The following is a 747-nucleotide window of genomic DNA, read 5'->3' as shown; positions in this document are numbered from 1 at the left end:
CGTTGGGGTGGTAGGGGAGCGGTTTCCTGATCAGCGCCAGGTGCTCCTTCTCCACGAAATGAATCGACTTCTCGCCGCCGAGAAGCAGTTCGCCGCTCTGGCGGATGCGCGCCAGGCGCTCATCCACTCTTTCCGTATCTACGGTATCCGGTTGTTCGCCTTCCAGTCCGAGCAGAACGGCCTTGTCGCTGCCGTGGCCCTTGCCGGTGGCGCCGAGCGAGCCGTACAGCTCGACTTTCAGGCTGTGGGTGTTGGCCAGCAGGTTCTCACGGCGCAGGCCATCGACGAATCGCGCGGCGGCGCGCATCGGGCCCACGGTGTGGGAGCTAGAGGGGCCAATGCCGATCTTGAACAGGTCGAAGACGCTGAGGGACATGTCGCGCTCCTGAGCGATTGCTCGGCTTTTCTTATTAGTCAGCGTAGACAGCCCGGACGATCGGGCCCGAAGGTCCGACCGCCGAACTTCCATGTCTTGTCCAGGATTTGTAGGAGCGAGCTTGCTCGCGAATGGCCCTGATGCTGGGCTTCGCCAGCAAGCTGGCTCCTACACAGGAGCGCCGTCAGGCGTCCTGATAGGCCTCGATGGACGGGCAGGCACAGACCAGGTTGCGGTCGCCGTAGACGTTGTCCACGCGGCCCACCGGCGGCCAGTACTTGCCGTCCACCAGGCTGGCGCTGGGGTACACGGCCAGTTCGCGGCTGTAGCGGTGGGTCCACTCGCCGACCAGCTCGTGGGCGGTATGCGGC

General features: G+C 64.7%; 2 protein-coding genes. Both read right to left on the bottom strand.

The annotated features are described in order from the left end of the window. A partial coding sequence (locus DM872_RS00050; RefSeq protein WP_306296680.1) for a serine dehydratase beta chain occupies positions 1-376 on the bottom strand: 376 nt, incomplete at its 3' end. Between the two features lie 184 nt (positions 377-560). Next, positions 561-747: hypothetical protein (locus tag DM872_RS00045; protein ID WP_179057553.1), on the bottom strand; the 187-nt coding region annotated here is incomplete at its 5' end.

The organism is Pseudomonas taiwanensis (genome assembly GCF_013393345.1).
In the GTDB taxonomy this organism is placed as follows: domain Bacteria; phylum Pseudomonadota; class Gammaproteobacteria; order Pseudomonadales; family Pseudomonadaceae; genus Metapseudomonas; species Metapseudomonas resinovorans_C.
The sequence above is the reverse complement of the archived record's forward strand: the minus strand, read 5'-3'. Positions and strand labels throughout refer to the sequence as shown.